General features: G+C 64.3%; 14 protein-coding genes and 1 pseudogene. 10 read left to right on the forward strand and 5 right to left on the reverse strand.

Features of this window, described 5'->3' with window-relative positions:
• Positions 1-16: 16 nt before the first annotated feature.
• The 4 genes from NK8_RS28400 to NK8_RS28410 form a co-directional block, all read right to left on the reverse strand.
• The gene (locus tag NK8_RS28400) at positions 17-7,786 is read right to left on the reverse strand and encodes a beta strand repeat-containing protein (RefSeq protein WP_367657813.1); all 7,770 of its coding nucleotides are present in this window, start codon (positions 7,784-7,786) and stop codon (positions 17-19) included.
• 1,598 nt (positions 7,787-9,384) lie between these two features.
• Complete coding sequence (locus tag NK8_RS43735) at positions 9,385-10,530, reverse strand: DUF4347 domain-containing protein (RefSeq protein ID WP_367657811.1); 1,146 nt, start codon at positions 10,528-10,530, stop codon at positions 9,385-9,387.
• A 238-nt stretch (positions 10,531-10,768) separates the two neighbouring features.
• On the reverse strand, positions 10,769-11,281 hold the full coding sequence (locus NK8_RS28405; protein WP_162069782.1) for a hypothetical protein: 513 nt from the start codon (positions 11,279-11,281) through the stop codon (positions 10,769-10,771).
• A 415-nt stretch (positions 11,282-11,696) separates the two neighbouring features.
• A complete protein-coding gene (locus NK8_RS28410; RefSeq protein ID WP_213233079.1) occupies positions 11,697-13,367 on the reverse strand; it encodes a metallophosphoesterase family protein in 1,671 nt (556 codons plus the stop codon).
• A 220-nt stretch (positions 13,368-13,587) separates the two neighbouring features.
• On the opposite strand from NK8_RS28410, the gene NK8_RS28415 reads away from it, so the two are divergent.
• The 3 genes from NK8_RS28415 to NK8_RS28425 all read left to right on the forward strand — a co-directional run bounded on the left by NK8_RS28415 (position 13,588) and on the right by NK8_RS28425 (position 17,117).
• Complete coding sequence (locus NK8_RS28415; RefSeq protein WP_213233080.1) at positions 13,588-14,070, forward strand: NUDIX domain-containing protein; 483 nt, start codon at positions 13,588-13,590, stop codon at positions 14,068-14,070.
• 83 nt (positions 14,071-14,153) lie between these two features.
• Positions 14,154-15,569: a glycerophosphodiester phosphodiesterase family protein gene (locus NK8_RS28420; RefSeq protein WP_213233081.1), complete on the forward strand. Its 1,416-nt coding sequence runs from the start codon at positions 14,154-14,156 to the stop codon at positions 15,567-15,569.
• Between the two features lie 48 nt (positions 15,570-15,617).
• Positions 15,618-17,117 (forward strand): esterase-like activity of phytase family protein, encoded by a 1,500-nt coding sequence (locus NK8_RS28425; RefSeq protein ID WP_213233082.1) that lies wholly within the window; start codon positions 15,618-15,620, stop codon positions 17,115-17,117.
• A gap of 48 nt (positions 17,118-17,165) precedes the next feature.
• On the opposite strand, the gene NK8_RS28430 is transcribed toward NK8_RS28425, so the two are convergent.
• A complete protein-coding gene (locus NK8_RS28430) occupies positions 17,166-18,308 on the reverse strand; it encodes an AraC family transcriptional regulator (RefSeq protein ID WP_213233083.1) in 1,143 nt (380 codons plus the stop codon).
• A gap of 157 nt (positions 18,309-18,465) precedes the next feature.
• Between NK8_RS28430 and NK8_RS28435 the strand changes: the two genes are divergently transcribed.
• From NK8_RS28435 to NK8_RS28460, 7 genes and pseudogenes are all read left to right on the forward strand, one after another.
• Positions 18,466-18,900, forward strand: a complete 435-nt coding sequence (locus NK8_RS28435; RefSeq protein ID WP_213233084.1) for a GFA family protein — start codon at positions 18,466-18,468, stop codon at positions 18,898-18,900.
• A gap of 133 nt (positions 18,901-19,033) precedes the next feature.
• Complete coding sequence (locus NK8_RS28440) at positions 19,034-19,867, forward strand: class I SAM-dependent methyltransferase (RefSeq protein WP_213233085.1); 834 nt, start codon at positions 19,034-19,036, stop codon at positions 19,865-19,867.
• Positions 19,868-20,137: 270 nt separating this feature from the next.
• Positions 20,138-21,076, forward strand: a complete 939-nt coding sequence (locus NK8_RS28445; RefSeq protein ID WP_213233086.1) for an alpha/beta fold hydrolase — start codon at positions 20,138-20,140, stop codon at positions 21,074-21,076.
• Positions 20,970-21,242, forward strand: a pseudogene (locus NK8_RS42950) (PLP-dependent aminotransferase family protein); the annotation flags it as partial. The gene NK8_RS28445 and the pseudogene NK8_RS42950, both read left to right, overlap by 107 nt.
• Before the next feature lie 128 nt (positions 21,243-21,370).
• On the forward strand, positions 21,371-22,198 hold the full coding sequence (locus NK8_RS28450; RefSeq protein WP_213233087.1) for a CHAD domain-containing protein: 828 nt from the start codon (positions 21,371-21,373) through the stop codon (positions 22,196-22,198).
• A gap of 460 nt (positions 22,199-22,658) precedes the next feature.
• A complete protein-coding gene (locus NK8_RS28455) occupies positions 22,659-23,603 on the forward strand; it encodes an alpha/beta fold hydrolase (RefSeq protein WP_225936518.1) in 945 nt (314 codons plus the stop codon).
• A 296-nt stretch (positions 23,604-23,899) separates the two neighbouring features.
• Positions 23,900-24,655, forward strand: coding sequence for an SDR family oxidoreductase (locus tag NK8_RS28460; RefSeq protein WP_213233089.1), 756 nt, complete (start codon positions 23,900-23,902; stop codon positions 24,653-24,655).
• The last annotated feature ends 24 nt before the right edge of the window (positions 24,656-24,679 follow it).

Consider the following 24,679-nt stretch of genomic DNA (forward strand, 5'->3'; position numbering starts at 1 on the left):
AATCCTCGTTCGAGAGCTAGCGGCTGGCCGTTCTGCCGCGCATGGCGGGCAGCTTGCGCGCGGCTTCATGCAACTGCGACGCGAAGGCTTGCGCGGTCTTTGCGGGCTCTTTTTCGACGGGCGGATGCATGCCGTCCGTCAGATGGTTCGCGAGCGCGGCGAACACCGAGGGATCGGCGAGCAGGCCGTCCGCATCGAGGCTCACACGTCCGTGCCGGCCGAATATCCACGCCTGATCGAAGGTGCTCGCGAGCTGGCTGTCGCGTACCGTCCGGCCGACGAATTCGCCGGGCTGAAGCTCGGGCATCGAGCGGGACGCCAATGACGTATCGGGTTCGAGCGGCCAGCCGATCTGGCTGCCGTCCGCCTCGCGCGAGCGCTCGGTCGCGCGCACGGCATCCGCCTCGACGACGGGCGTCACGAACACGACGGGCACGATGTTCTGTTCTGTCTGCGAGTTGGCCGTCGTCGCGAGCGCCTCGTTCCAGTACGGGCCCGCGCCTGCTGGCGGAATGTAGGGCGACGAAATGTCGAGGTGGATCACCAGCGCGGCTTGCGCGGTCGCGCCTGCGGTGTCGCTCACGGTGTAGGTGAACGTGTCCGCCAGCACCTGACCAAGCCCGGCTGCCGCCAGCACCTGCGGGTTCGTCAGGTCGATCGCGTAGATGTACGTGCCGTCCGCGTTCAGCGTGAGCGTGCCGTAGCGGCCCGCAAGCGCGTGTCCCGGCGCGGCGGTGGCGCCGGTTTCCGACTGCACGCCGGCGACGTCGAGATGATCGTTCGCATCGGCATCGGCGTCATTGGGGAGCACGTTGCCGCGTGCCTGCGGCGCGGGCGTCTGATCGCTCGCGACGTTGCTGTCGTCATGCGGGGCGGGTGTATCGTCGGCGCCGTGGATCGTGACCGTGAGCGTGGTCCGCGAGGTCGCGCCCGCCGTGTCGCGCATCTGGTACGCGAACGTTTCGGTGAGCGTGTCGCCGCTCGTGCGCAGCGCCTGCACGGCCGCGTTGGCGTTATCCACGACATAGTCGTAGCTGCCGTTCGCATTCACGACGAGCGTGCCGTAGTGCCCCGCGAGCGCCTGTCCTGCTTCGGCGCTGCCGCCCGCATCGCTTGCGATGCTCACGACCTGTTTCGTCTCGCCGTTGGCTGCGTTGTCGACGTCGGTGTCATTGGCGAGGACGTTGCCGGTGGCGTCGCGTCCCGGCGTGCCGTTGTTCACGCCGCCGGCTTCGATCGCGGTGCTGCCGTCGTCGCGCGCGACGGGCGTGTCGTTCTGTCCTTCGATGGTGACACGCAATTGAGCCGTGCCTTGCGCGCCGAGCACATCCACGCTCGTATAAGTGAACACGTCCTGAAGCGTCTGGCCGCTCGTGCGCAGCGCCTGCACCGCGGCCGATGCATTGTCGACGGCATAGCGCCAGGTGCCGTCGGCGTTCATCGTCAGCGTGCCGTATGCGCCTCGCAGCGGCGTGCCGACCGCGCCGCTCTCGCCCTGCACGGCGCTCACGTGGATGGCGTCGCCGTCGGCGTCGGAGTCGTTGGCGAGCACGTTGCCCGATGGGTCCACGCCAGGCGTCGCGTTGCTCATGCCGCCAGCTTCGACGGCGGTTGCGGTGTCGTCGCGGGGGACGGGCGCATCGTTGCGTCCGCGCACGACGATCGTGAGCCGCCCCAGGTCCGTCAGGTTGTCTCGATCCCGCACGCGATACGTGAAAACATCGTCGACGGTTTGCAGCGGACCCAGCGCGATGACCGTCGGATTGGTCATATCCACGCGATAGACATAGGTACCGTTCGCACCGATGAAAAGCGTGCCGTACTGCCCTTGCAGAATCGTGGCGTCGACGTTGCTGCTGCTGCCCGGCGTGATCGTCGACAACGGCTCGGCCGCGGCCGGGCCGCCTGCGCGGGCCGCGTTGCCGCTGAGCGAGTCGGTCTGATCGACGTCGGTGTCGTTGGTGAGCACGTTGCCGACGGCGTCGAACGCTCTGCCGTTGCCGATATTCGCCGAAGCGAGGGCAAAATCGTCGTGGGCGACGGGCGCGTCGAAAGCGCCGCGAATCTGCACGGAGATCTGCGCCGTGTCGCTCGCGCCCGCTGCGTCGTGCATGCGGTAGGTGAAGGTTTCCTGCACGCTCTGGCCAATGATCAGGCGTTGCACGGCCGGCAGGCTGTTGTCGACGACGTAGGTGTAGCTGCCGTTCGGATTGATCGTGAACGTGCCGTAGGTGCCTTTGACCGAAGTCGCGCCTGCGACGGCGGCGAAGTTGCCCGGCGACGCTTCCGCGCCGACCCGCACGCCATCGACGGCTTTGGTGTCGCCGGCGTCGACGTCCGTGTCGTTGAGGAGCACGTTGCCGGACGGATCGACGCCCGGCGTCTGGTTGAGCGTGCCGCCGGCTTCCATCGCGCTCGCCACGTCGTTTTGCGCGACCGGATTGTCGTTCCTGCCGGAAATGACGATGTCCAGCTCGGCCTGCGCCGCCGCGCCGTGCGAGTCCGTGACCGTGTAGGTGAAGCGCTCGGTCAGAAGGTCGGACGCGAGCCGCAACGCCTGCACGTTCGGATTGGCGTTGTCGACGAGGTACTGCCACGCGCCGTTCGCACCGAGCGTCAGCGTGCCATAAGCGCCGCGCAGCGGCTGGCCCGGCACGCCCGCCGCGCCCGCGCCCGACGACGCGCCCGTGCGGATCGCCGATACCGTCAGCGGGTCGCGCTCGGGATCGCTGTCGTTGGCGAGCACGTTGCCGGACGGATCGACGCCCGGCGTGCCGTTGCTCGCGCCGCCTGCTTCCACCGCGCGGCCGGTGTCGGTCTGGGGCGTCGGCGCGTCGTTCACGCCGCGCACGGTGATGACGAGTTGCGCCTGATCCGCGAGGCCGCTCGTATCGACGATGCGGTACGTGAAGGTTTCGGTGAGCGTCGCGCCGGGCGCGAGCGCGCGCACCGCCGCGTTGTTGCTGTCCACCGCGTAGTCGTACGCGCCGTTCGCGCCGATGCGGATCGTGCCATACAGGCCCGCGATGCTCGTGCCGTTCGCGGCGGTCGTGCCTGCGGCGACCGCCGTGAGGCTGCCGCCCGCCGCTTCGGCGCCGGTTCGCACGCCGTTCAGCACGAGAAGCGTGTTGGGATTGTCGGTATGGTCGACGTCCGTGTCGATGCCATTGCCGCCCGGCTGCGTGGTCGTGCCGGGGCGGCTCGCCTGCGTGATGACGTTGCCGGTGGCATCGACGGGATTCACGCCGGTGCTGGCCGAACCGGCGCTGGCCGCGCCCGCGTCGTTGCTCGCGACGGGATTGTCGTTCGCGCCGTGAACCTCGATGCGCAACTGGGCGAGATCGGAGAGCCCGCCCGCGTCGGCCAGCGCGTAGGTAAACGTGTCGACGAGCGGCGCATCGGCGGGTACGAGCGCCTGCACCTGCGCATTGTTGTTGTCGATGACATAGCGATACGAGCCGTCCGCACCGATGATCAGCGTGCCGAACGCGCCCGCGATGCTCGTGCCGTTGCCGCTCGTCGTGCCCGCCGCGACCGTCGCGAGCGGCGCGTCGACCGCGCTTTCGGGCCGATTCGTGATGCCCGTCACGCGATGCGTTTCGCCGTTCGCCGCGCTGTCGACGTCGGTGTCGTTGGTGAGCACGTTGCCGGTCGCGTTGCTGCCCGGCGTGCCGTTCGCGACGCCGCCCGCTTCGGTAGCCGAACCGTTGTCGTCGACGCCGATGGGGGTGTCGTTCGCGCCGTGGATCGTCACGGTGAGCGTCGTGCTCGCGCTCGCGTTCGCGCTGTCGTTCACGACATAGGTGAAGCGTTCGGTCAGCGTCTGGCCGGAGAGCCGCAGCGCCTGGACCGCCGCATTGGCATTGTCGACGACATACTGATAGCCGCCGTTCGCGCCCAGGCTCAACGTGCCATACAGCCCGGCGATGCCGCCGCGCCCCACGTTCGGCAGGAAGATGCTCGCGCCGCTCTGGTTGCTCACCTGCACGACGCGCAGCGCGTCGCCATTGGTGGCGATATCGACGTCCGTGTCGTTGGTGAGCACGTTGCCGGTCGGATCGACGCCCGGTTGCGCGTTGGCGTTGCCGCCGGCTTCGGTCGCGCTCGCCGCATCGGGGACGGCCACGGGCGCGTCGTTGACCGCCGTCACCGTGATCGGCAGCGTGCTGGTGGCGATGCGCGCATCGCCCGCTTCGCCTGGAATGCCGTTGCCGTTGAAGTCGCCGAAGTTGCCGCGGTCATTGGTGCTGACCGTGAGCGTATCCGGGCCGTTGAAGTTCGCGTTGCCGAGATACTGCAGGTTCGCGAGCGCGCTGTTGAGCGAAGCGAGCGTGCCCGTCAGCGTGAGCGTCGCGGTGTGCTCGCCCGATTCGGTGACGCCGGCGGGCAGGGCGCTCAGAAAGAGCGTGCCGTGCAGTACGTTGAGCGCGACCTGAAGCGTGCCGCCGCCCGCGTCCACATCGCTCACGGTGATGCCCGCAAGACTGAGCGTCGTGTCTTCGAGTCCGGTCGGCGATGCGGGCAGCGTGTTGACGGGCGCATCGTTCTGCTCGACATAGCCGGCATTCGCGCTCGCCGTGCCGCCATCCGCGAGCGTGAAGCCGATGGTGCCGAGCGGCGTGGCCGCGTCGCTGTCGATACGCACCGCGAGCGCGCCGACCGGTTGCGGATACGTGATCGCGCCCGTGGGCGCCTGAATACGGTAGACGCCGAGCGGCAGCACGCCGAATTCGTAGTGTCCGTTCGCGTCGGTGGTGGCGGTGTAGACGAGATTGTCGGCGGTGGTGGCGAGATTGCCATCGACGCCCGCCCAGGTCAGCGTGACGCTCTGTCCGGCGAGTCCGGGGCCGTCGGGCGTGGCGGATGCCGTCGCGGATGCCGTGTCGTCCCACAGCGTGCCGCTCACCACGCCGAGGCCCGCCGCGCTCGCGCGAACGTAGATGTTGGGACTCGTGCCCGCGCCGGTGCGCTCTCCATCCGCCGTGCCCGCGACGCCGACGCCCGAGCCGCCCCAGTTCGTGAAGCTGGCGGGCAGGCTGGTCCAGGTGAGCGTCGCGTTGGTCGGGGCGATGGGCGCGCCGTTGGGCACATCGGCGGAGTAGAACACCTGCACCTGGCTGTTCACCGCGAGTTCGGCGAAGGTGAGGCGAAGCCCGTTGCTCGTGTCCACCGCCGCGCCGATGCCCGCGAGTTGCGCCGCGGTGTAGGTCGTGCCGTTGATGACGAGATGGTCGAACGTATAACCGGTCGCGCCCGTGAAGCTGTCGGTGAGCACGACATCGTAGGCCGGAGACGTGCCGCTCTGCGTGAAGCGCACGTCGACCTGAGCCGTGCCGCTATTCGCGCCGACGCCCGGATCGAAGCCGTAGACCTGCTTTTGCACGCCGGTGAAGTTCGGCTCGACGATATCCTCGCGCACCGTATCGGCGGTTGACAGCAGACTGGCACCCGAACGGTCGACTGCGCTCATCGTGAGCGCCGCGCCCGCGACATTGGACGCCTGATTCGCCACGCGTGTGTTGAATTCGAGCGAGATGCCTTCGAGGTCGGCGTCGCTGTCCGGATTGACGATATTGCCGAGCCGGAACGTGATCGTCTCGTTGCCGTTGGCATCGGTGGCGACGCTGATGTTCGCCGCGTTCAGCACGCCCGTGGGCGCGGCGCCCGACAGGTCCGGCGTGATCGGCAGCGCCTCGGGGCTGGTTTCGTTGCCGGTTTCGTTGAGCGTGCCGCCCGTCACGAGACTGGTGATGTCCGTCGTGATGCCGTTGTTCGCGATGAACACGATGCGCGCCGTGCCGTCGTTGATGAAGCGCAGGCCGTTCTGCAGCGTGATCTGCAGCGAGTAGTCGTTGGTGGCGCCCTCGGCGAGCAGCGAGACCACGCGGTATCGAATCACTTCGCCCACGGTGACGCTTTCGTCCGATGCGTCCGTGGGCGAGGGCGCGGGCGTGTCCGCGACACCGCCCACGCGCGAGATCGTCACGACCTGCGCGACCGGCACCGTCAGCGTCGCGCTCGTGCGGTAGTCGTTGAGCGCGCCGCTGTTGAGCAGGCCGTCCGCTCCGGTACGCTCGCCAGCGGGATCGGCGCTGGCCGATGTGGTGCCGTCGAGGCTCGTCCACCGGGCCGTCGCGGTGTTGTCGAACGACGGCACGCTCGCCGCCGACGCGAGCACCGTTCCGGAGACGCGGATCGTCACGCTGCCGCCTTTCGCGATGTCGACATTCGCGCCCGCCGTCGTGCGCAACTGGCCGCCAGCCAGCTCGAAATCCGGGCCGCCGTGATTGGTCGCGCCGTTCTGGTACGTGACGCCGAGGATCGCCAGATTGCCGAGCTGCACGGGCAGCGTATCGAGAAAGCTCACGTCGAACGCGTTGAAATCGGTCGCGCCCGCGCCGTTGCTGATCGTGATGTCGTACTCGACCGTGTCGCCCTGGTCGACACCGAAGCGCGGCAGCGCGGGCGTCGTCTGCGTGACCTGCAGCGTCGGCTCGCGGATCACGACGGTCGGCGCGGCGCCGCTCTGCGCGACGGTGCGATCGAGCGCGGCCGCGCCATTGGGCGTGTCGCCGTCCGGATCGTTGTAGAGCAGCCGGCCGGAGTCGGCGAGCGTCACGCCCGCCTGATTGCCCGTCGTGTTGCTCCCCGCCAGATGCACGCGGATCACGAAGGAGTCGTTCGCGCCGTTGTTGTCGGCGGTGGCGGCGGAGGTCGCGAAGGTCCAGCGCGCGCCCGCGCCGTCCGCGCCCAGTTGGCCCGACAAGGCCGCGAGGCTCGCCACGCTCACGCTGCCGTTGAAGTCCGCCGCGAGCGCGGCGCTGCCCGCGGCGGTCGTGATGATCTGATAGCCGAGGCCGCCGTTGAAGCTCGTGTCGAGGCGCAGGCCGGCGGGAATCAGGTCGTCGACACGCAGATTGCGCGTGCCGCCTTCGGGCAGCGTCACCACGATGTCGTAGGTCATGCTTTCGCCGATCACGAGGTCGCTGCCGGTCGTGTGGCTCGCGCTCGAATCGGCGTCGTCGAGCGTGCCGCCGCCGTACCGCACGCTGACGGTGGGCGCGGCGATCTGCTCGTTGGCCGTGTCGGTGAGGTCGGTCGGCGTGAAGTCCGTGCCGCCCTCGACGCTCGCGTAGTGTGTGAGTGCGGCGCTCGTCCGCAGCGTGCTGCCCGCGGCGATGCCATTGACGACCGTCGCATCGTACGTGACGACGACGACGTTCGCGCCCGTCTGATCCGCCGCCGTGCCAGCGCGTCCGGCAGTCAGCGTCGCGACGCCGCCTGCGTCGAGAAAGGTGATCGTGATGCCGCTCACGCTGTAGTCCACGCCGGCCGTCAGTCGCGTGCCGTCGCCGCGATAGATCGCGAGATCGGCCGCCGCGAGACTGCCGCCGACGAACTGAAGCCCGCCGGGCAGCGTGACGGTGGTCGAGGCGTCGAACGCGCCGCCGCCGCCCGTGTTCTTGATCGCGGTGGCGAGACGCACGGTGTCGCCGCCGTCGATGCCGCTGACATTGCCGTCGACGGCGGCGACGTTCGTGACCGATCCTGCGAAGGGCACGCCGGCACTGCCCGGCGCATTCCAGGTTCCGGTCGTGCCGGACACGGCGCCGTCGCTGCTCGCGACGACGCCTTGCCGGATGTCGAGCACCGGTTCGGCGACCGAGGCGACCACGGCGACATCGGACGATACGAGCGGCGTGTGCGCGATCGTCGTGACCTGGTTCGACTGCGCGAGCACGTCGAAGGAGCGCTGATCGGCGTAAGGCTGATCGCCCACGCGCATCGTGAAGAGAATCTGGATGGTGCTGCCGCTCGTGGCGTTCGTCGCGAAGCTGCCGAAGTCGAACACGAGCGAGTTGCCGCTGCCTTCGCTCACGCTGATGAGGCCGCCCGCGTTCGTGTTGGCCGCGCCGAAGCTCCACTGGCCGACGCCGCTTCCCTGCGTCCAGTTGATGCCGGTCGCGTTCAGGAGCGGCAGCGGCAGATAGGCCGCGATCGAGAACCGTTCGTAGTCGCCGGTGACCAGGTCGTAGCGCAGGCTGAAGGTGACGACATCGCCCGGATTCAGTTCGCCGCTCGCGGGCGGCGTTGTCCCGTTGACCGTGACGAGCGCGATGTCGACCTGATGCGTGGGCACCGTGCTCACCGTCGATGAGTCGTCGCTTACCGAGCCGCCCGTCAGGTTGAGCCGGTCGAGCAGCAGCGTCGCGGCGACGGTCGCGTGATTGCCGAAGGAATCGCCCTCGTTGATGTCGCTCTGCGTGTAGCTGCTCGCGTAGCGCTGGCCGACCACGGCGAGATAGTCGATGCGCGCCGTGGTCGCGCCCTGCTGGCTGCCATCGGAGATGATGTCGCCCGCCAGCGCGCCGGGCTGCAGCGCGCGCGCCGTCGCGATCGACGCGCCGATGTCGAAGGCAAGGGTGGTCGTGCCGTTCGCGTTGACGGTGCGCGTCGAGACGAGCGCGATGGTGTGCGTGACGCCGTCCTGCGTGTAGGTGAGCGTCGGTGTGCCGGTGAGCGTCTGGCCGTCGCCAAGCTGGTCCGTCACGATGAACTGTCCCGCGCCGAGCTGCGTCTTGCCGATTGCGAAGTAGTCGGACAACGCAACATTGAGGGCATAGGCGAGCGTGTCGCCGGGCGTGACGCCCGCCGTGCCGGTGTCGGTTTGCTCGCTGACCTGCTTTTCCAGCGTCGCGGCCTTTGCGATGAAGGTCGTGCCGGTGCCATCGGCTTTGCCGGTGAAGGCGATACTCGTATTCGGCGGCGTGAGATCGCGCGGATCGAGCGGCACCCACTGGCCGCTTCCCGATGCCGTGCCGAACGCGATGCTCACCGGCGCGCCCGTGGTCGGATTGATCACGCTTGCGCCGGACGCATCCGTTTGCGGCACGTAAAAGCTGACCACGGTATCGACCGAACCGCTGAGACTTGCGTATTCCACCGAGTACGAACGGATGAACACGGTGTCGCTGCTGATCGCGGCACTGATGAGCGCGGCGTTGGTCAGCACCGACCCGTCCTGCAACGTGAGCGACGTGATCGTGCCGCCCGCGCCCGGCGTGATCGCGGTGATTTGAACGTTTGCGGGGACGTCCTGATTGATGATCACATCGGTGAGCGTCTGCCCGGTGGCGGCGGTCGCGGTGACGGTTTCCGTGCGCACGAAGTTGGGGCCGGTGGCGGTCTCGCCTTCGGGCGTATTGACGGTCTGCTTCAGCGACACGACCGTCGGATGCACGGTGAAGTCCCGCAGCGCGGTTTCGATGATCGTCGGGTCCGCCGTGGGATTGTCGAGCGAGTCGTTGCCGAACTGGAATGCGCCGCGCGCGCCGATCGTCAGGTCGGGGCTGCTGTTGGAGAACGCCGTGTCGGCGAGATTGCTCAACTGCGCGTTGACCTGCACGGTGATGGCGGGCTGTCCCTGCGCGACACTCGCGAACGGCAGTTCGAGCACGACGAGTTCGTCGCCGGGGCGCAGACCGTAGGTGGCGGCGTTGACGACGAGCGCGTTGCCGCTCGCGTCTTTCGCGAGCGGATGCACCGCGTGACGTTGGCATCGAACGTGATGGTGAAGGCCGTGACCGCCTGGCCGAGATAGCTCGCGGAGACGAACGTGACGCCATCGTTGCCGTCGCGGCCCGTGGAGGGCATCAGGAGATCGACATAAGGGCCGAATCCGACCTGGGTCGAGGTGTTCGTGAACGAGACACCGAAGGAGAACTGATTGCCGAGCAGGACGTCCTGCGTGGTGGTCGCGAGCGTGACCGTCGGGCTTGCGTCGGCGAGCAGGTGGTCATAGTGCGCGAGCGCGTAGGCGGAGAGCGCGATCGGCTTGTCGAGCGTGCCGCTCGTCACTTCGAGCGTCCAGTCGCCGCCGAGCGTGGCGCTGCCGGTTGCGTCGTCGGATGCGCCGACGGTCGTGCCCGTTGCGCTTGCGAGCGTCTGCACGAGTGCCTTCCCCGCATCGCCCGCGCCGATGTCGCATCCGTACAGCTCGATGTCCGCGTCGCGGTTCAGATGGCTGCGCCATGTGCCGAGCGCGTCGGCCATCTGTACGAGTGTCGTGCTCGTGAAGGTCTGATTGCCGAGCGTGAACTGGCCTGCCGCGCCGTGCGAGAAGATCTGCACCGAATCCGCGTGGCCCATGCCGGCCAAGGCAGCCGAGATCGCGCCAACGGCGTCCTGTCCGGGTTGCACGACGAGCACCTGCGTTCCGGCCGGCGCTTGGGCGAGCAGTTCGCCGCCGTTTTCGACACGGCTGTCGACCACCACGAGGTTGCGGGGTGTGACGGCTGGCGCGGCAGGGGGCGCCGCCACGGGTGCGGGCGGCGCGGTCGTGCTCGGGCGCACCTCCGGCGCGGCGGCAGGCTCGCTCGTGGCCGCGGCATGCGCGGGGTCGGAGTGATGCTGATGATCGGCCGCGGACGCGGCGGCGCCATCGAACAAAATGCGCTGTTCGAGCGCCAGGGCTTCGCTGCGCGGCCTCAGGTGCTGTGCAGTTCTCGGAAAATGCAACAGATCGGCCATTTTCGCCTCGCGATGCGACGAAATTGAAACGGCAACCCGGATCTCATGCCTCCGCTGTCAGAGACATGGAGAAAATTTCGGTATTCGAAACAAAGCGGATCCGCATTTCTTCTTCACGCGAAACGGATCTCGTTCTCTCGAATAAATTTGTATACGTAAATATATTAAGGTTGGCCCCGAACGCAACCACGCGTTTGAAGATTATTTCTCTTGTCGCGATGTCTCACTGCGCCAGGCATTAATTACCCGGAGGCGGAATGGGGCCGAAAAATATTGCCTTGAGTTTTCCGCGCCCGATGACGCGGGAGAGTTCGGCGATCACGCAATAATTGAAGATCAGGGTGACGAGCAGAATCTGGACCGCCCAGAAATGCGGCCAGTTGATTTCGCTCCAGAGTTGATGATTCGCGGCGATCAGACTGGGCGCTTCCTTCCAGAAGTCATAGAGACGTTCGAGATAGTGCACGAGCAGCGCGACGAGCGCGTACATCAGCGTCTTCCATGCGACGTTCCAGATCAACGGTTTGTCGGGGAAGCGGTTGATGAACGGGAGCATGTCGGCGACCAGCACCGACTTGCCGAGAATGAGCGATGCGATCAGCACCGACGCAGACGAAGGAAGCGAAATGCCGGTGCCACGGACCATCAGCGCGCGGATGATCGCGACGATGTGGAGAATGATGAAAAAGAAGATCGTCGGCGGCAGCGCCTTGATCATTTCGTGCTTGAGCTTTTCGATGAGCGCGCTCATGGTGCGAGTCTCCCGTGTTTTTCGTGGCAGCCTTGATAGGGCGATGTTCTCGACGCCGCGCGTGCATGCCGCGCGAGCTAACGGAAAGCATAGGCGAGTTTCGATCGAGCAATGAGCGTGCATCGGCCCTCGTAAAAGACAGGTGCAAAAAGCCGAAGCCCCGGTAGAACCTTCACCGGGGCTTGCGGATATTGCGAGCTTCAGGAAAACACGTCCACTCGACGCGTGCTGCATCCGGTGCAAGTTTAGGTAAGCCGGTTTGCTCAGCGAGTCGGTCTGTGTCCGTGTGATGCGATAGTCTGCATCACGGAAATCAGTGTAATGCGCCGGACTCGAAAGCCATGGTCCGAACAGGCGCCGATTCAGCCTTCACCCCGACCGATTGCAATGCTGAAGTTCGCGCCCGATGTGCCGACTATCGACGGCACTGCTTCTCGAAGACGACTTTCTCAAAGAGTTCGTATTCGGCGGTCGGCGTCTTGTCGGCGCCGGGCGCGTGGTAATAGCTCATCGTGATCGATGCCTTGCCGCCGCGCTCGCCGGGATTGACGTCGAACACGGCGATGCCGTATCCCGTGCCCGTGTCGCGCTGCGCGGACCAGATCGCGTCTTCGACCGCATCGGCGACCGGGCGAACGAACGTGCCCGCCGTCGTGCCCGGCACCGGGCGATTCGGCTTCGTGAACACCTGCGCCTGCGGCAAGCCGTTGCCCGGATCGGTGCCATAGACATCGAGCGGCGCGCTCGTGCCGCCACCGCCGAGAATCAAGTGGATGGTGCCGTGCGTCGTGTCGATGGGATCGTTCGCGCGTTGCGATGTTTCGACGGGACGAGGCTGCAAGGTGTCGACGCGTTCGCCTGTCGTCGCATCGCGGCCTGCCAGATGATTGCAGCCGCGCACCGGATGACTGCGCTCGTAATCGTGATCGTGACCGCACAGCACGAGATCCACGCCATAGCGATCGAAGAGCGGCAGCCACGCTTCGCGGATGCCCTTGTCCGAACCATTGCCCGTCTTCGATGAACTGAGCGCATCCTGGTGCATCTGCACCACGATCCAGTCGATGTCGTCATCATGCGATGCATCGCGCAAGGTTCGTTCGAGCCAGCGCGTTTGTTCGCCATTGCTGTATCCGCGCACATAGAAGGACGTGCCCGGCGCGATGGCGGCATTGCCCGTGCTCGCGGCAGGCACGAGCGGCGCCGGCCCGGCGACGAATGCGGCGCCGTCTTGATAGACGACGTCGTCGGCATCGAGCGAGATGAACAGCACCGAGCTCACGCGAAAGCTGTACCAGCGCCCCGGAAAATGCGTGCCGTTGTCGGGCAGCGTGTAGCGCGTCAGATACGACGCGAAGCCCTGCTGGCCGTTGTTGAACTCGATTTCGTGATTGCCGGGGCAAGGCATCCACGGCCGGTTCGCCGCCGATGTCTGGGCGTTGTTGCCGAAGTCGCGCCAGACTTCGGGCTGTTGCGCCGGATTCAGGTTGGCATAGCAGAGGTCGCCGTTGAGCAAATGGAACAGCGGCTCGAAGCGCTCGACGGCCTGCACGGCGAAACGGCTTTGAGGCGAGGACAAAACCCAGTTCGTGTTCGGCGTTGCCAGATCTCCGTAGCTCGTGAAGCGGAACTTGCGGCGTCCGCGAGGTGCGGTCGTGAAGCTGGCGGTGAAGGGTTGTGCGGCCTTGCTGTCGTTGTCGGCGGTGACTTCGTATTGATACGTCGTGTGCGGGCGAAGCTCATGCAGCCGCGCGTGATACGTGAAGACGGTTTCGCCGTTCAGACCATCGGTGTAGGTCCGCTGCACGGCGTGGATGACGTGTGCGTGGCCGTCGTGCGTGCTGATCCGCACGCGTGGCTGGACCGCCTGCGCAAGCGATCCCCAGCTCACGATCACCTCGCTCGTCGGATCTTCGCCCCACGTCAGATGAATCTGCTCGGGCGTGCCATCCGGATGCGACGCCTGAGCGAACGCAGGACCGGTCACCACATTCGCGGCGGTCGCGAGTCCCGATGCACCCGCGAGCTTCAGAAATCCGCGGCGCGATGCAATCGATGCGCCGTCCTGCTGGTTCTTCGTGACCATGGACGTATGTTTCCTGATGGGGATGAGATGCGCTCCGTCAGGGAGACATTATGGCGAGTCGTATGACCACGCCATGACAGGCGGGCGAGCGAACTACGCGCGGAAAGTTTTCCCTGACGCCTTTCCGGCAGCGAACCTCGCACTGTTCCGGCTGCGCAGGGATGTCGTTCAGGCCGCGTCGGTATGATTCGTGACACCGATAAACGAAAGGAGGGCGCTCATGCCGAACATCGAGCAAGCGCGACGGCCCCGGCTTGTCGATCGTGTCTGGCGTGCGATGCTTCGCCTCGCATTTCCGCTCGCTCGCGTGTGGTGGACTTTTCGACGACCTCGTCATGAAGGCGCGCTCGTCGCAATTTACGTCGGGCAGGCGCTGTTGCTGCTGAAGTCGTCGTACCGGTCCGAATGGAATCTGCCCGGCGGCAGCGTCCACGCGGGTGAGACGCCTCATGAAGCGGCGCTGCGCGAGATGGAGGAGGAGATCGGGTTCTCGGTGCATACGTTGGTCCCTGCGGGCAGTGCCAGCGGCATCTGGGACGGCCGAAGAGACACCGTGCATTTCTTCGAACTGCATCTCGATTCCATGCCCGAGTTGCAGCTCGATAACCGCGAGATCATCGCCGCGCATCTGGCATCGCCGGAGGAATTGCAACGCATCGCGTTGACGGAGGCCACGGCTGCGTATTGTTCCGCCAGGCGTTGATGTCCATCTGCTCAGGGTCATACAAACGTCACTCGCGAATCGTAATAATGCGCGGGGACAATTCGAATAGAACGGGAAGCCAGATGAAGCGTGCACGACAGCATCGCAAGTACTCGATCGCGGCACGCGCCGCACTCGTCTTATCCTTCGGGCTCGCTGCCTGCCAAGGCGACGGCAACGACAGCAGCACCACGACATCCACGCCTCCCGCGACCGCCACGCCCACCGCGTTCTCCACGCTGGACGGCCAGCAACCGCTCGTGATCGGCCACCGCGGATTGCCTGGTCTGCGTCCCGAGGAAACGCAACCGTCCTATGAACTTGCCGCCGACAGCGGCGCGGACGCGCTCGAAGAAGACCTGCATTTGTCGAAGGATTGCGTGCTCGTGGCGCGGCACAATCCGTGGCTTTCGGATAACACCAACATCGCCGATGTCGCAAAGACCAGCGCCTCAGTCGCGACGAGAAAGCGCACGGTGCCCGGGGTGCTGGTGAACGTGAAGTGGACGACCACGCCTGAGACCGGCCCATCGCAGTATTTGACCGATCTAACGAATCCAAACGATTCGAAGTCGGTGCTGAAGTCCTTGATCGTCGATGGCGAGGATCACACGGGCGACTGGTCGATCACGGACTTCACCGCAGCCGAACTCGGCACGCTGCTCGGGGGCACGACCTACGACGCTGCGGCCGAACGGCCCACCGAGTTCAACGGCAAGTATCCAATTCTCACATTCCAGCAGATCATCGATATCGCGAAGGCGAAGAGCGCGGCCACGGGCCGTTCGATCGCCGTCTATCCCGAGACGAAGAACCCGACCTGGAATAACGCGCAGGCGATCGCGAACAGCTGCGGCGCGGCGGGCAGTCATCCGCTCGAAGACGCGCTCATCAAGATTCTCAACGACAACGGCCTGAACAGCCGCAACGCACCGGTGTTCGTGCAGAGCTTCGAGCCGGGCAGCCTCCAATACATGCGCGCGCACGGCCTGAACACGAAGGTCGTGCAACTGATCGACGGCTACGACGTCGATTACCGCACAGGCGCGGTCATCTACAACGAAATCACCGACAGCCGTCCTTTCGACTGGACCGTCGCCGGCGATCCGCGCTGGTTCGACGCGATGCTCAAACCCGCGGGCCTCGCGCAGATCAAGACGTACGCAGACGGGATCGGGCCGTGGAAGCCGCAGATCGTGCCGCTCAAGATCACGCCGTTCCCCGCGACCAATCCCGACGGCACGCCATTCACCGGCTCTACCGCGCAGGCGACAACGCAAGCTCCAACGAGCGTCGTCAGCGATGCACACAAGGCCGGGCTCTTCGTGCACGTTTTCACGTTCCGCAACGAGAAGAAGTATCTCGCAGCGGATTACAGCAGCGACCCGAACGCCGAGTATCTGAAGTTCTTCCGGCTCGGCGTCGATGGCGTGTTCACCGATTTCGCCAATACCGGCTTCGCGGCGCGCACGGCTTATCTCAAGGAACTCGGCCGTTAGGCTCGCCGGCTGCAAATGCATCGCCTCATTCATTGAAAGGAGACGTTCATGATTCGAGCCCGTGTCTGTGCCCTGTCGCTTGCGCTGTCCGCGTCGGTCGTCGCGTGTTCGTCCGCGTGGGCGCGCGTCGATCTCATCGCGATCGGCGAGTTGAGCGGACTCGTCGCCGATCGCTCGAAAGCGACGGCGGCGCCGCTCGAAAACGGGGCGCCGGGCAATCTGCTCGGCGGCCTCGGCTCCGGTCTCGCGTATGCGGGCTGCGACACGTTTCTCGCCACACCCGACCGCGGCCCGAACGCAATCTCGTACAACAAGGCCATCGACGACACCGCGTCTTACATCAATCGCTTCCAGACGCTGATCCTGCGTTTGGAAGCCGGAGGCAAAGGCGATGCGCTGCCCTACGCACTGAACCCGAAGCTGGTCCAGACGACGTTGCTGCATGCGCGCGAGCCGCTCGTCTACGGCGACGGCGCGGCGTACGGCGTTCCCGACGGCGCGCCGGCGCTCAACGAGAAGGATCACACGCACTATTTCACGGGCCGTTCGGATAACTTCACGCCGACGCGTTCGTCGACCTTTCCGCTCGACGCGCGCTTCGATCCGGAGAGCATCCGCGTGGCGCGCGACGGCGCGAGCGTCTTCATTTCCGACGAGTACGGGCCGTACCTCTATCGCTTCGACCGGCGCACGGGCGAGCGCGTCGCGGCATATCGCGTGCCGGCGTCGTTCGCGGTGACGAAACTCGCGCCCGTCGGTAACGATGAAATTAGCGAGAACACATCCGGCCGCGTCGCGAACAAGGGCATGGAGGGCCTCGCGATTTCGCCGGACGGCGACACGCTTTTCGGCGCGATGCAAAGCCCGCTGATCCAGGACGGCGGCACGAACGGCGCCTACACGCGCATCCTTCGCATCGACCTGCGCACGGGTAAGACGGCGCAATTTGCCTATCCGCTGACCAACCTCGGCACCGATGCGAAGCCGAACTATCCGACGATCAGCGACATCGTCGCAGTGAGCGATCACGAGCTGCTGGTCGACGAGCGCGACGGCAAGGGTCTCGGCGACGATTCGGCGGCTGTGTTCAAGCGGGTATTCCACGTCGATCTCGCCGGTGCGCAGGACGTGAGCCAGGCGAGCGGCGAAGCCGGCCTCAAGCCATATGCGATCGAGAAGACGTTGTTCCTCGATGTCGTCAAGGCGTTGTCGGTGTACTTCAAGCCCGCCGATATCCCCGCGAAGATCGAGAGCCTCGCATTCGGGCCGGACGTGCGCATCGGCGGGAAGCTGAAGCACACGTTGTTCATCGCGAACGACAACGATTTTCTAGGCACCGTGACGGACACGAATCACCCGAATGGCATCGACAACCCGAACCGGTTCTTCGTCTTCGCGATCGATCCCGCCGATCTGCCTGGTTATGTCGCGCAACGCCTGCCAGGCGCGGACGGACGCGATGACAGGGTGTGCCGTTTCGCCCACGACGGTCACGGCCACGACGGGGATCACGACGATCACGGCAAGGGAGACGGCGGTGGCCAGTGATGCGTCATTCGCGCCAGGGGCTTGCGAGGCTACTGCGATGACGATGGATCAAGTCCCCTGTTTCAGGGTTGCAGATGACGTGGCATCGCTCAATCGCTCCATACGCCTGGCACTCCGTGGCGTGTTCAACGAAGCCGGTTTCCGCGTTACTTCCACATCCGCGGCTCCGGCTATCTCATCGGTCGAGATATTCCCGTTCACTACCTTTCCTTGACTACGTCGCCAGCTTGCAGGAGGCGTACCGAATTGACGCTTGAATGCTCGATTGAACGCCGCCTCCGAGTCGTACCCCACGCGCTCGGCGACTACCCCGATTGAGCGCGGCCCGGTCAGCAGTTCCTGTGCTGCGATCTGCAGACGCCAGCCTGCGAGGTATTGCATCGGCGCCTGACCAAGCAACTGCGTGAAGCGCTGCGCGAGCGCGGAGCGCGAAAGACCGACACGACGCGCGAGTTCGTCGACGGTCCAGTCATGCGCGGGCTGTGCATGCAGAAATGCGAGCGCCTTGCCGACGAACCGGTCGCCGACGCCTGCGAGCCAGCCGCGGCGATCGGCGGACAACGAACCGATGCACCGCCGCACCGCCTCGACGAAGAGCAGTTCCGAAAGTCGGGCGAGCACGGTGGTGCTGCCGGGCCGCCACTCGGCCGCTTCGGCCACCGCGAATCTCAGCGATGACTCGAGCCATGCTGATTGTGGATCGTTCCGCATATCTACCTTGAAAAGGCGCGGCAGAGACGACAGCACCGGATCGGCAAGCGTATCGTCGCAAGCAAGAAAGCCGCAGATGATGCGCGTGCGGCCGGATTTCGGACCCGAGCCATCGGCGCCGATGCTCAGGCGCATGACTTCGCCGGGCGAGGTTGCCAGATATCGCGACACCAATTCCTCTGCTGGTGTCGGCACAAGTTCGAGCGAGCTGCCCATCAGATGCGCCTCGCCATGCGGCACGACGAGCAATTCGCCCGCTTCGATGCGAACGGCTGAGGCCGGATCATCGGTCAGCGCCGCCCAGCAGCCCCCTTCCACGATCAAGTGATACGACACGACGCGCTCGGCGCGCGGCAGGAACGTGGCGCACAACGACGGCGAAACGTGACCGACCACGCACCAGGGCGCGGTGAAATCGACGTTGAGATACACCGCGCCGCTGAGCCGCAAGAGACGAAGCACGTCCGAAAGCGCATCCATGACAGGTCCAAGTTCCGGCGTCCCGCGCAAAACATCTGGACGCTCGATCATTCAAAGAATCGCTTCCCGCGCCGATACTTGCATTCACGCGAAACGTCATTGACGCAAGGTTAAGCGCAGTTGGGCCAATCGCCAACCCACATCAACGGGGGCTTCGATGAATGATGCAGCTACTTACCACGGCCAGTGCTTCTGCGGTGTCGTGCGCTTCACTGTGAGCGGCAAGCCGGAAGGCATGGGGTATTGCCATTGCGAATCCTGCCGGCGCTGGTCCGCCGGGCCAGTCAACGCTTTCACGCTCTGGAAACCCGAAGCATTGAATGTCACGCATGGCGGCGACGCCATCGGGACATACAACAACACTGACCACAGCTATCGAAAATGGTGCAAAGCCTGCGGCGGCCACGTCTTCACCGAGCATCCGGGACTGGGACTGATCGATGTCTACGCCGCCGTCATCGCCGACTTTCCGTATGAACCGTGCGTGCACGTCCATTACGCAGAATCGACGCTGCCAATGAAGGATGGTCTACCCAAGATGAAGGACTTGCCGAAGGGCATGGGCGGCACGGGTTTGAGCGTCGCGGAATAATTCTCGCCGCGTTGTCGGCACGCCGGTTCGTCGCGTCGGCGTGTTTCATCCAATCTGTTTTGGTCGCATTCTAAAAAAGTAGTACTAACTGGCGTGCTCATCACGCTGTCACCTTTTCTACAGGAGCCATGTTATGTCCGCAGTCGATACCGCTGTCTCGCCCGCCGCCGATCTCGCCGCCGTGAAGGTGCGCCAGCAAGCCGCCTGGTCGACGGGCAACTATGCCGTCGTGGGCACCACGCTGCAGATCGTCGGAGAAAACCTTTGCGAGGCGCTCGATCTGCGCTCCGGCAGTCGTGTTCTCGACGTCGCAGCGGGCAACGGCAATGCGACGCTCGCGGCCGCGCGCCGCTTTTGCGAGGTTACCTCGACCGACTATGTTCCCACGCTCCTCGACGCCGGCCGTGCTCGCGCCAATGCCGAAGGGCTTGCCGTGCAGTTTCAGGAAGCAGACGCCGAAGCACTGCCTTTTGCGGACGCTTCGTTCGACGTCGTGATGTCGACCTTCGGCGTGATGTTCACTCCCAATCAGGAGCAGGCGGCGAACGAACTCGTGCGCGTGTGCAGGCCGGGCGGAAAGATCGGACTCGCGAACTGGACGCCGGACAGTTTCATCGGACAGGTGTTCAAGACGATTGGCAAATACATCCCGCCCCCTGCCGGCGTAAAGTCGCCCGCGCTGTGGGGCACTCAGGCGCGCCTCGACGAACTGCTGCGCAGCCACGCCACGCGCATCGAGGCGACGAGCCGCGAGTTCGTCTTTCGCTACCGCTCTCCCTCGCATTTCGTCGAAGTATTCCGCACTTACTACGGCCCGATGAACAAGGCGTTCGCCGCGCTCGAAGGCGACCGGCAGGCCGCGTTTCTAGGTGATCTGATGGCGCTCATCGAGGACTGCAATCGCTCCGGTGATCGAACGCTCGTATTGCCCAGTGAGTATCTTGAAGTCGTGGTGGAACGAAAATGATCCGATTCGAACCTATGGTCGGCGCAGCGTTGAATGTCGGGTTGCGCCTGCGGTCTCTGGTCTGCTTTGCGGCGCTTCGTTACGGCTCGGTGCTTTTTACTCTGCCTTTGCTGTCGTCCGTGTGCTTCTTCGCATTTCGATTCGCGTTGTCGACCCTCGGAGGACACGCATGATGTTCGTCTATCTGTGCTTTCGTTCGAGGTCTTCCATAGCCACCGGTGAAGCAAGCGTCGATCTGCATGTTCTCAACTTCGTAGGTGAATCAAAAGTATGAATAGCCTTATCCCATTCGAGCACGTTTCGGCTCGGTCGACGGTAATCGCCCTGCATTGTTCCGGCTCAGGCGCGGCGCAATGGCGCAAGTTGTGCGAAACGCTCCCCGCCTGCGTGGCGTTCGTCGCGCCTGAGCACTACGGCTGCGAGGGCACGGGGCCGTGGAGCGGCGAGCATGCGTTCACACTCGCCGACGAGGCCGAGAGGACCATCGACATCATCGATGCCACGAGCGGCAAGGTGCATCTCGTCGGGCATTCGTACGGCGGCGGCGTGGCGCTACGAGCGGCAGTGGTACGGCCGGAGCGCATCGCGAGCCTGTCGCTTTACGAGCCGTCCGCGTTTCATCTACTAAAGACGATGGGTGCTCACGGAGCGCATGCGCTGGCGGAAATCATCGCGATTTCGAAGCGCACCGCGGATAGCGTGAGCTGCGGCGATTATCGGGGCGCCGCTAGCTCGTTTGTCGACTATTGGGGCGGCCGGGGCGCATGGGAGGCGCTTCGGCCTTCGGCAAAGGCTGCGCTTACTCGCTGGGCGCCGAAGGCGCCGCTCGATTTCCGCGCGCTGCTTGACGAGCCCACGTCACCGGGAGCGTACTCTGGCCTGCGCGTACCCGTATTGGTCATGCGCGGCGAACACGCGCCACTGCCTTCGCGAGCGATAGCTGAGCGCTTGCCGATGATGCTCCCTTCGGCTCGACTCGCAATAGTCAAGGGGGCAGGCCACATGGGACCGATGACGCACACTGACGAGGTCAACGCCGCGATAACCCGACACATTCTGACGGCGGAGTCGGACAGTTCGTGTTGGCGGTCGACCGTCGGATCTTTCGGGTTTCGACATTCAGACGAACGGAAAATGCTTCCATCTCTGGTTGACGCTTCCAGCGCACTGGCGCTCCCAGGCACTGGTCGCCGCCGCGGCAAGACGTGACATTGCGCTGACACCATCGACGACCTTCGCTGCCTCGTCCGGACATGCGCCGAATGCCGTCAGACTTGCGCTCGCAGCTCCGACACTGGATCAACTGGGTGCGGGCCTGCGCACATTGAGTGCGATCCTTCATGGCCGGGAAGACGATTCCGATTCGACCGAATGACGCCGGTGCGCTTGTCATGACTGTCCGCGGGCGACGAACGAATGGCCGGCATGCGGCGCAGTTACAGCCGATTTGGGAACGATCCGTGCTTACGTGTTGCTTTCGTCAAGACAGTGTTCGAGGATGACATGACGAATCAATACCTCCAGTCAGGCGCCTTGCCTGCGAATGCGGAGTCGGCCTTTTCGGCTTTCGCCACTCCACTTGTTCATGAAGCACTTACGCACGCCGCAAAACTTCAAACGGATCCGGATGCCGAGGGCATGCATGCGCTTCGCGTTGCCATGAGACGCCTGAGGAGCCTTTTCTGGGCATATCGGCCACTGCTCGACGACGCGTTCGACGATCAGCAACGGGCTATCTGCAAGTTCATCGCAACTGCCGCAGGCAACACGCGTGACTGGGATATTCTTGTCGAACTGCTGCGCGACCTCGGAGAAGACGAACTCGCCGACGTGTATTGGGCAAGACGTAGCGAAGCGTACGATTCAAGCAAGGAGACGATCTCGAACGCACGGATCGAAGGGGTCTTGACGGAGGCGCTCAAGGAAGCGAATCAGGAACTCAATACTTCAGCGCAACGCACGCCGCTCGAGAAGTTCGCCAGGAAGCGTGTGACCGTTGCGCGCTTGCAGTTGAAGAAAAGAATGATCCGCGCGACGAAGGCAAAACGTTCGGACTATGAGCGCTACCATGAAGTCCGCAAGGCGGGTAAGAAACTGCGCTATATGCTCGAATTCTTCGGGCCAGTCCTTCCGAAAAAGCAAACGAAGCACGAGAAAGCGCTGAAGCAATTACAAAAAAAGTTCGGCGAACTGAACGACGTAGTAGCCAGTCGTGACCTCATGCGGCTCAATCCGCCAGAGGAAACGTCCGGACTCAGCGCGCGCAAGGCGCTCAAATCGCTTGCGCGCGAAGAACGACGACGCCACCGGAAAGCAGAGCATCTCTTGTAGATAAAGAGAGGCGGCAAATCAATCCAGCGGTCTAGCTGAACATGTGTGGCTGACCTGGCGCTGTCCGTTCATATCTTCCAAGCCTGCTACTGCATCGAGCAAAGCAGCGCCACGCCGACTCCCGATAGCGCCGCGACACGGTGCATCCATGTTGTAGCGCGCCCTTGGGGGGCGACCAGGTTCCAGACGAAGCGCTCGCCGCCGCCGGACTTTCAGAAACAGATGCGGCGCGTCATAGGATTGTTGTCTAACGGGAAACACCGTGCGTTACGCGACCGGAATTGTGCGGCGATGAGGTGTTGCTTAGCATCCTTTCGGATAGGCGATTGTTCGCCTGTCTATCGCAGGCGATGCGCTCACACAGTTGAGCGCATCGCACAACAAAACCTAGTGCGGTCAAGAAAGGAAGTTCACGATGTCTTCACCTCGCAGCACCCCGCAGCGTGTGTCGCGGCGAAACATGCTGGTCGGCGGCGCTGCCGCGGCCGGCTCGATGGTCGCGGCAGCCTTGCCTGGCCCGGCGATGGCAGCGCAGTCCGCAAAGACGCCGTCCCCCGGCAGCGCGGCCGACAAGGCCTCGGGCAGCTATATCACGACGAAGGATGGCACCCGGCTCTACTACAAGGACTGGGGTGCCGGTCGCCCCGTCGTCTTCTGTCATGGCTGGCCGCTCAGTTCGGACAGCTGGGAATCGCAGATGATGCTCGTGGCATCGGCGGGATATCGTGCCGTCGCGCATGATCGTCGTGGCCACGGGCGTTCCAGTCAGCCCTGGCATGGCAACGAGATGAACACCTATGCCGACGACCTCGCGACCGTGTTCGAAACACTTGATTTGCGCGATGTCGTCCTCGTGGGCTTCTCCACCGGCGGCGGCGAGGTGGCGCGCTATCTCGGACGACATGGCTCCCGACGCGTCTCCAGAGTGGTGCTGGTGTCGGCCGTGCCGCCGTTGATGCTCAAGACCGCCGCGAATCCGCTAGGCCTGCCCATCGACGTGTTCGATAGCCTGCGGGCCGCCCAGCTCGCCAATCGATCTCAGTTCTACAAGGACGTGCCTGCCGGCCCGTTCTATGGCTTCAATCGTCCTGGCGCAAAGCCCTCGCAAGGCCTGATCGATGCGTGGTGGACCCAGGGCATGCAGGGCGGGCATAAGAACACCTATGACTCGATCAAGGCGTTCTCCGAAACGGACTTCACCGAGGACCTGAAAACGATCGATGTCCCCACGCTGATCATTCACGGTGACGACGATCAGATCGTGCCCATCGACGCCGCAGGACGAGCATCCGCGAAGCTGATCAGGAATTCGAAGCTGATCGTTTATCCCGGAGCGCCTCACGGCTTGACGGACACACACAAGGAGAGGTTCAACGCAGACCTGCTGGCATTCATTCAGAGCTGAAGTCGAAAGCGGCTGAGCGAGGCAGCTTCGGACACGCCATACCTTCCATCATCTGATCCATCGATTGAGCCGTTGCTCATGAAATGATGAATCGTGGAATGGTATGGCGACTCACACAGGTGCTTCATTTCAAATTCATCACGCATGCCTTTCAAATTTATGTTTAATTTTCCTGGAGAGCGTCTATGTTTTTATGGTGCGTTGTCCTTTGCGCACGATGCTGAGGCGGCATCGCGTTGGCGCTTCGTTCGGATCTCTTGAGCTTTCCTCCAACGATCGACGATGGAGAGTGAATCATGCGGATAGTTATCATTGGTGGCACCGGGCTGATCGGTTCGAAGACCGCTCCTATTCTGCGTCAGGCTGGCCATGACGTCATCGCTGCCTCACCGAGCAGCGGCGTCAACACGCTCACGGGTCAGGGACTCAAGGAAGTCCTCGCGGACACGCAGATAGTGATCGACCTCGCGAATTCGCCGTCGTTCGACGACAGCGCAGTGCTGGAATTTTTCGAAAAATCCGGCAGGAATCTCCACCCAGCCGAGGCCGAGGCAGGTGTCAAGCATCATGTCGCACTGTCGATCGTCGGGGCCGACCTGACGCCCGAAAACGGCTATTTCCGCGCGAAGGTTGCGCAAGAAAAGCTGATCGAGGCTTCTGGTGTTCCCTTCACGATCGTCCGTTCGACGCAGTTCTATGAATTTCTCGGCGGTATCGCCGATTCAGGCACGGAAGGGAACACCGTGCGGCTATCACCGGGCCCGTTCCAGCCCATTGCGTCCGACGACGTCGCTGCCTTTGTCGCCGATGTGGCGCTTGCCGTCCCGTGCAACGGAATCGTTGAAATCGCGGGTCCGGAACGCGCGCCGTTTGACGAAATCGTCGGCCGCTATCTGAAAGCGAAGGGCGACAAGCGAGAAGTCGTGCGTGACGCGCAGGCGCGCTACTTTGGTGGCCTCGTTGGAGAGCATTCGCTCGTGCCACTCGGCGAAGCGCGCATCGGCCGCATCGGATTCGATGAGTGGTTTCGGCATTCGCAGGGCAAGTCGTGATTCCCGCAGCAAGCGAATTTGAGG

The organism is Caballeronia sp. NK8, assembly GCF_018408855.1.
Taxonomy (GTDB): domain Bacteria; phylum Pseudomonadota; class Gammaproteobacteria; order Burkholderiales; family Burkholderiaceae; genus Caballeronia.

Coding starts and splice junctions, on each gene's coding strand:
- NK8_RS43735 (WP_367657811.1), bottom strand. CDS start 10,530: ATGGCCGATCTGTTGCATTTTCCGAGAACTGCACAGCACCTGAGGCCG.
- NK8_RS28440 (WP_213233085.1), top strand. CDS start 19,034: ATGTCCGCAGTCGATACCGCTGTCTCGCCCGCCGCCGATCTCGCCGCC.
- NK8_RS28460 (WP_213233089.1), top strand. CDS start 23,900: ATGCGGATAGTTATCATTGGTGGCACCGGGCTGATCGGTTCGAAGACC.
- NK8_RS28410 (WP_213233079.1), bottom strand. CDS start 13,367: ATGGTCACGAAGAACCAGCAGGACGGCGCATCGATTGCATCGCGCCGC.
- NK8_RS28430 (WP_213233083.1), bottom strand. CDS start 18,308: ATGGATGCGCTTTCGGACGTGCTTCGTCTCTTGCGGCTCAGCGGCGCG.
- NK8_RS28435 (WP_213233084.1), top strand. CDS start 18,466: ATGAATGATGCAGCTACTTACCACGGCCAGTGCTTCTGCGGTGTCGTG.
- NK8_RS28420 (WP_213233081.1), top strand. CDS start 14,154: ATGAAGCGTGCACGACAGCATCGCAAGTACTCGATCGCGGCACGCGCC.
- NK8_RS28400 (WP_367657813.1), bottom strand. CDS start 7,786: ATGCGCGTGGGCGATCAGCCTTACGCCGATCAGCGCTCCTTCGACGTG.
- NK8_RS28425 (WP_213233082.1), top strand. CDS start 15,618: ATGATTCGAGCCCGTGTCTGTGCCCTGTCGCTTGCGCTGTCCGCGTCG.
- NK8_RS28450 (WP_213233087.1), top strand. CDS start 21,371: ATGACGAATCAATACCTCCAGTCAGGCGCCTTGCCTGCGAATGCGGAG.
- NK8_RS28445 (WP_213233086.1), top strand. CDS start 20,138: ATGAATAGCCTTATCCCATTCGAGCACGTTTCGGCTCGGTCGACGGTA.
- NK8_RS28415 (WP_213233080.1), top strand. CDS start 13,588: ATGCCGAACATCGAGCAAGCGCGACGGCCCCGGCTTGTCGATCGTGTC.
- NK8_RS28405 (WP_162069782.1), bottom strand. CDS start 11,281: ATGAGCGCGCTCATCGAAAAGCTCAAGCACGAAATGATCAAGGCGCTG.
- NK8_RS28455 (WP_225936518.1), top strand. CDS start 22,659: ATGCTGGTCGGCGGCGCTGCCGCGGCCGGCTCGATGGTCGCGGCAGCC.